The organism is Shimia aestuarii, from assembly GCF_022814865.1.
Lineage (GTDB): Bacteria > Pseudomonadota > Alphaproteobacteria > Rhodobacterales > Rhodobacteraceae > Shimia > Shimia aestuarii_A.
The window spans coordinates 1-5,719 of the sequence record NZ_JAKVRD010000044.1; the positions used below are offsets into that span (position 1 = coordinate 1).

Consider the following 5,719-nt stretch of genomic DNA (forward strand, 5'->3'; position numbering starts at 1 on the left):
GGTGGCGGCCATCCACCGGGCGATCTTCGGGTCTTTCAAAGCTTCGGTTGTGACGATGGCCCCGACAATGATCTTGCGCCGGGTCTCGCTGGCCTTCTGGCGCTGTTTCAGGCGGGCCAGCTTGGCCTGCGTTTCCGCAATCTGCTGGTCGATGCTGCGCGCCATTTCTGCCCTCGTTCTTTTTGCCGGTGTTGCCTTTTTCGCTGGTTGAGAGGTAAGGTGCAAGACACGAAGTGCCCACTTATACAAACGCTGCGCGTTTGTGTGGGCGGGGGAGACTGGCGTTTCCCCTCGACCCCTAAGCGAAGTGCGGCACTGACATGGCGATCTACCATCTTCGAGCCTCGATGATTTCCCGCAGTCAGGGCCGCAGCGCCACGGCGGCAATTGCCTACCGCGTGGCCGAGCGGATCGAGGACCGCCGCACCGGGCTGGTCTTCGATTACGCGGCCAAGAGCGGCGTCGATCACACCGAAATCCTCGCGCCGGATCATGCGCCGGATTGGGTCCGCGACCGATCCGAGCTGTGGAACCGGGTCGAGGAATCCGAGACCCGCAAGAACAGCCAGGTCGCCCGCGAGGTGCGCGTGGCCCTGCCCGCCGAGCTGACCCACGACGAGCGGGTCGCGCTGGTCCGCGACTTCGCTCAGGCGCAGTTCGTGGACCGGGGCATGGTGGCCGACATCGCCCTGCACGCGCCGGGGCGCGAGGGGGACGAGCGCAACCATCATGCCCATATCCTGCTGACTACCCGCGAGATCGACGCCGAGGGCTTCACCACCAAAAACCGCGACTGGAACGCTGTCGAGGTTCTGGAAGGCTGGCGGGAAGCCTGGGCGCGGGACAGCAACGCCGCCCTGGAACGCGCCGGCATCGAGGATCGCGTGGATCACCGGACGCTTGTGGCGCAGCGCGACGAGGCGCTTGAGCTGGCGAGTGCGGCGCGGGAACGCGGCGACGAGGGGGCGGAGTTGGTGCAGACCGTGCGGGCCATCGAGCTGGACCGTCCACCCCTGCCCCAGCTTTCCCCCGGCGCATGGCAGATGAAGGAGCGCGGCATCGAGGTCGGCCGCGCCCGCGCCTGGCACGAGGCCAAGGCCCGCGCGGCCGAGGTCATGGAGGTTGCCCGCGAGCTGGCCGGGCATGTGCGCGACTGGCTCGACCGGGCGGCGGAGCGAGTGCTGGGATCGGGGCAAACCGAACTGGCGCTCGCCGGGGGCCGGGACGGTCGGGACCAGGACTCCGACCGGTCCGACCGGCACGAGCTTGCCACGCGGATGCGGGAGGCGTGGGATGCCCATCAGGGCCGTGACGAGGGGCAGGAGGCCGCTGCACCGAAGCGGGAACGGGAGACGCCGGAGGCGTTCGCGGCGCGGCTGCGCGAGGCGGCGGCGGGGGTTGATCGGGAGGCCCTGGCCGACCGTGCGGCAGCACTGCGCGAGGGCCGCGAGGCCGAGGAACGACAAGCCGAGCTGGACGCGGCACGAGAACGCGAGCTGGAACGTCAGCAGGAGATCGAAAAGGAGCGGGACAGCATCGCCGAGCGCGATCGGGACCGTGGGCACAGCCTATAGGCTGTCGCGGATCGCCCGCGCCCTCCCCGCCTTATGGGGGGCGGTCGGGCGCTTCTGTGATTAACGATCAGTCAGGACTTCGCGCCGCAGCATCTCGTTCACCCGGCTTTGCCAGCCAGGACCTGTTGCCTTGAGCTTTGTGACTACTTCTTGATCCAGTCGGATCGAAACCGGCACCTTCGGGTTCGCAGATCGTGGCCGCCCCCCAACATTTTTCCGCATCTTGTCGGCCAGGGCCGGAAAGGCTTCGGTAAAGGGCTTGGCTTCGGATATCTGTTCATCGGTGGCTTCGGGGGCATCCGGGTCGCTGGCGATCATCTTCTGAATCCGCGCTTCTTCGGCATCGGAGATCGGCTTGTGCTTTTTATCGGTCATAGCAGGCTCCTTTCCTTGCGGCTGGCAGGGCGCATGGAGATCACCGAGACGCCTTCCGTTCCCAGAAGGGCAAAGACCACGGCGATGGTCCCATCGTTCAAGCGCCCTATGGCCATGTGACGGTTTTCCTTGGCGGGAACCGTCACGGCATCGAGGAAGAACCATTCATCCAGATCGGCGAAATCCAACCCGTGACGTGCGAGGTTGATCTGCCGTTTCGGCTCATCCCAGACAATCATTACCATAGTTTATGTATATACAAAAACCTAGGCGACAAACAAGATGGAAAGCGGCCTGCTCCGTCAATGAGGCAACAGCTCTGTAAGTCGATGCTGTAACGCAGCGAACGCCCGCTTCGAGCCCAGAATACAGAATGCTGCGCGTCGCACGAACGACCGCTTTCGGAAAGTGGGTCGCGAGCTATCCTCGTTTGCCAGCGGAAAAGGTACTCTTCGTCAGAGCTTCGTGCATACTCTTCCGCTCCGGGATCGCCACCCCGAAGTGTTGGGCCAGCCAAGCTCCGTCTACGGCAAACCGAGCAATGCTTAGTTCGACGTTGCCTTGATCTTCACCGTATTCAGAGAGTTGGTCATTCAGCCACTCTGTCCATTTCATCCGAAGAGCCGGATCATCCAGCATGAGGAGCGAAAGAGCGATCCATGTCTGATCCATGGCCGGTTCTTCACCACCAAAGGCCAGATCAATATAGGCACGGGTGAACGCTCCATGCGCAACACGATCCTTCGAGGCCCGAGCCCCAATCTCAGAAGCCAGTTGGTCTAAGACTTCCTCGAAGATCGCATCAATCAAGGCCTGCTTGCTCGGGAAGTGATGAAGGAAGCCGCCTTTAGTGACACCGGCAGCAGACGCAACGGCTTGAACTGTTATTGCCGAGATGCCGCTTTCAATGGCGAGCTTTTTGGCTTCATCCATGAGGCGGCGTCTAACGGCTTGTGGGTCTTTGACGCGTTTATGTGCTTCTGGCATCTCAATGTGAGACGCTACCAGACAGCAAGTTCATGACAAGCACACCGCCGACGATCATAGCAATTCCCGTTACCGCCCAGAAATCCAGAGCCATCTTAAACACGACGACACTGACCACCGCCGTCAGGACGATGCCGAGACCAGCCCAAACGGCGTAGGCCACACCAAGAGGCACCATCTTCAACGCAAGAGAAAGACAGTAAAGGGACAGGATAAAGCAGACCAGCATCCCGAGAGATGGCCACAGCTTCGTAAACTGTTGGGACAATTTCAGCAGGGTCGAACCGCTGACCTCTAGGATAATGGCGGCTCCCAGAGCCGTGTAGGCAGCAAGCATGGCGTTCATTTCAACATCTCCGTCGATTTTCGATAAACATACCATACGAATGGTTTCTTTCAAGGCCACTCTTCTACGTTATTTGTGGTTTTTAGTCATCAGAGCGGTCATTGTTCTCGAAAGGGAAAGGTCTGCTTTGTCCGCTTAATTGCCGAACAGCTTTTTCCAGAACCCGCGCGGTCGCTTGTCCTCTAGGAGAGCCGTTGCCTGCTGCCGCCACCGGTCCCGATCTTCCCGAAGATCCGTTATGGTTTCCTGCAACTGCTGGCGCTCGCGCTCACGCTCTTTTTCAATGGCTTCCAGTTGGATGCGGAGCGTTCCTTGATCGTTACGCAGGTGTTCCTCATCGTTCCGACTGGAACGTTCCTCGTTCCGTTCCGCTGGAACAGGCGGGAACACCCGATGCAGTTCCGCCGGTTCAATGGCATAGGCTCCATTGTCTCGCTTAACGGCTGAAACCTTTCCGGATTTCAGCGCACGATGAATGGTGGTTTTGCTTTTTCCCGTAGCCTTTGCGGCTTCATTGAGAGTGTAGCTCATAGCGTTCCGCCACGTTCCAAGGGGAACGATAAGGAACGTTCCGCTATGTTACGCATCATCTTCCCCAATCTTTGTGGCAGGCAAGTCGGGTTCCATGCCGGGAAGGGTTGGTTCGGAAGGCGGTGGCAGGCCGTCCCCTGACGGAAGCTGTTGTTCGTCCCGCAGCAGACTGGGGACACGGCGCAGCGGCTCTTGTTGGCCGAGCTGATCGCGATCCGGCTGTTCCTCATCCGACAGAACGACCGCTGCGCTGAACAGACTGTAGCGGATGCCATCGCGCTTTCCGGTCCAAGCCACCCGATCATTGATGATATAGGCGTTCACGGTGCCACGCTCACCGACCTGCCGTATCTCGATCCAGTTTCGATCCCGAAGCGTCTTGAAGGCGGTTTTCACCGTGTTGACGTGACGCCCCATGATTTTCGCCATCGTTTTCTGGCTGACAACAACCGCGTTGTGTTCTCCTACGCGGGCCACCAGCAGGTGCATCAGCATCGCCGCGTTCGGGCTGTCACGCATGAGAGCAGCCCAGGCTTCATGGGCCGCTCGCTCGGTCTGAACCCAAGTCCCTGGGCGCTTCTTATCCGGCAAATTCACTGTCCACCCCCAGCCATTTCCTTGTCAGTTTCTGACATCGATAATGCACAACGGTTGTAAGTTATCAATATTTTATTGTCAGAAACTGACACCAGATTGTCTAGGGGTGGACAATCCTAGGCTGTCTAGGGGTGGACAATCCTAGAGAGTCTACCCCCCCCCTATAACACTTTGAAAATGCTTACGAAAAATTTTGCCCCTTCTTATGATCTATAAGAACCCAAAAAATGCACAGCCAAGGAAGGGAGCGCGTGCCCTCAACACGCCGTAGCGACCGACCGCAGTGCTGTGTAGTTTTTGGGGTCGCAGGCGACGAAGGAGCCTGCTCATCCGACAGTGCAAAGTTCGAACCGATGCCGGTGAGGTCTGTGCTTGCCACAAGCGGAACGCCGACCGGATGGGGTGGGTCAGGCAGGGAGGGGAAGGTTTCGCGCAAACTTGACCGGCAGCGCCTGCGGCGAATGCCGAATTTGCTTAGAATGGATCGGGCCAAGATCGACGGTCAGCTCCCCCCATCCCGGTTCCTGCGATACTCGGCCAGTTCGGGGGTGACGATCCAGTGCGCGCAGAAACTCGACCCATCGTCCTGATCGACTGTCTGCCCGCCGATCCAGGGCTGTCCGCAGCCGTAGCGCACCATCTGTTCGACAGTGAGAAGCGTTTTGCCCGTTTCGACCACATAGGCCGTCAGGAAGCCCAGAAACGCCCCTGTGGCGAGCGTAGCACCCAGAGCAGTCCAAATGCCGCCCGAGAACCGCAAGGCCGCTCTGCGGGCCTGTGAGGCGCTCTGTGAGAGCCTGTCGCGCTCAGCGGTCAATTCCGCCCTGATGCCTTCAACGGCCTCCTGCGCGGCTCTGGTGGCCGCTACGGAGGCTTCGCGGGCCATCTGCCCCCTGTCGGCTTTCAACGCGCTCTGGAGGGCCTGCGGGGTTTCTTTGGTCGCCTGCCGCATGTCCGACACCGCCTCGGCCACGATCTGGTGCAAGGCTTCGGCCTCGTCCTTGTTGAGACTGGTGCGCTGGAGCTGGTCCATGTCCTTGCGGATCAGGGTCAGCTCGTCGGCAAGTATCTGAAACGGATCCTTGCTCATGTCCGGTCGGCCTTCGCCGCCACCTGATCCAGTTCATCCAGCAGCCCGACCAGCTCTTTCTGATCGACTTCACGGGTGGCGTTCTTGCGTAGGGTGGCGGCCATCCACCGGGCGATCTTCGGGTCTTTCAAAGCTTCGGTTGTGACGATGGCCCCGACAATGATCTTGCGCCGGGTCTCGCTGGCCTTCTGGCGCTGTTTCAGGCGGGCCAGCTTGGCC

Annotated in this window: 9 protein-coding genes; 1 reads left to right on the top strand and 8 read right to left on the bottom strand. The window is 60.4% G+C overall.

Annotated elements, in window-relative coordinates:
- Positions 1-320: 320 nt before the first annotated feature.
- Positions 321-1,574: a MobQ family relaxase gene (mobQ, locus tag MK745_RS19525; RefSeq protein ID WP_243614844.1), complete on the top strand. Its 1,254-nt coding sequence runs from the start codon at positions 321-323 to the stop codon at positions 1,572-1,574.
- A 60-nt stretch (positions 1,575-1,634) separates the two neighbouring features.
- On the opposite strand, the gene MK745_RS19530 is transcribed toward mobQ, so the two are convergent.
- The 8 genes from MK745_RS19530 to MK745_RS19565 all read right to left on the bottom strand — a co-directional run.
- Positions 1,635-1,949: a BrnA antitoxin family protein gene (locus MK745_RS19530; protein ID WP_243614845.1), complete on the bottom strand. Its 315-nt coding sequence runs from the start codon at positions 1,947-1,949 to the stop codon at positions 1,635-1,637.
- Positions 1,946-2,194, bottom strand: coding sequence for a BrnT family toxin (locus MK745_RS19535; protein ID WP_243614846.1), 249 nt, complete (start codon positions 2,192-2,194; stop codon positions 1,946-1,948). The genes MK745_RS19530 and MK745_RS19535 overlap by 4 nt, the downstream gene beginning before the upstream one ends.
- 175 nt (positions 2,195-2,369) lie before the next feature.
- Positions 2,370-2,882, bottom strand: a complete 513-nt coding sequence (locus tag MK745_RS19540; RefSeq protein ID WP_158524522.1) for a TetR/AcrR family transcriptional regulator — start codon at positions 2,880-2,882, stop codon at positions 2,370-2,372.
- 55 nt (positions 2,883-2,937) lie between these two features.
- Positions 2,938-3,336, bottom strand: a complete 399-nt coding sequence (locus MK745_RS19545) for a DMT family transporter (protein WP_281302332.1) — start codon at positions 3,334-3,336, stop codon at positions 2,938-2,940.
- Positions 3,337-3,417: 81 nt separating this feature from the next.
- Entirely contained in the window at positions 3,418-3,813 is a 396-nt protein-coding gene (locus tag MK745_RS19550; protein WP_243614847.1) for a hypothetical protein, read from the bottom strand.
- 48 nt (positions 3,814-3,861) lie between these two features.
- On the bottom strand, positions 3,862-4,332 hold the full coding sequence (locus MK745_RS19555) for a helix-turn-helix domain-containing protein (protein ID WP_243614848.1): 471 nt from the start codon (positions 4,330-4,332) through the stop codon (positions 3,862-3,864).
- Positions 4,333-4,912: 580 nt separating this feature from the next.
- Complete coding sequence (locus MK745_RS19560) at positions 4,913-5,500, bottom strand: hypothetical protein (RefSeq protein ID WP_243614849.1); 588 nt, start codon at positions 5,498-5,500, stop codon at positions 4,913-4,915.
- Positions 5,497-5,719: hypothetical protein (locus MK745_RS19565; RefSeq protein ID WP_243614850.1), on the bottom strand; the 223-nt coding region annotated here is incomplete at its 5' end. The genes MK745_RS19565 and MK745_RS19560, both read right to left, overlap by 4 nt.

Coding starts and splice junctions, on each gene's coding strand:
- mobQ (WP_243614844.1), top strand. CDS start 321: ATGGCGATCTACCATCTTCGAGCCTCGATGATTTCCCGCAGTCAGGGC.
- MK745_RS19530 (WP_243614845.1), bottom strand. CDS start 1,949: ATGACCGATAAAAAGCACAAGCCGATCTCCGATGCCGAAGAAGCGCGG.
- MK745_RS19535 (WP_243614846.1), bottom strand. CDS start 2,194: ATGGTAATGATTGTCTGGGATGAGCCGAAACGGCAGATCAACCTCGCA.
- MK745_RS19540 (WP_158524522.1), bottom strand. CDS start 2,882: ATGGATGAAGCCAAAAAGCTCGCCATTGAAAGCGGCATCTCGGCAATA.
- MK745_RS19550 (WP_243614847.1), bottom strand. CDS start 3,813: ATGAGCTACACTCTCAATGAAGCCGCAAAGGCTACGGGAAAAAGCAAA.
- MK745_RS19555 (WP_243614848.1), bottom strand. CDS start 4,332: ATGCGTGACAGCCCGAACGCGGCGATGCTGATGCACCTGCTGGTGGCC.
- MK745_RS19560 (WP_243614849.1), bottom strand. CDS start 5,500: ATGAGCAAGGATCCGTTTCAGATACTTGCCGACGAGCTGACCCTGATC.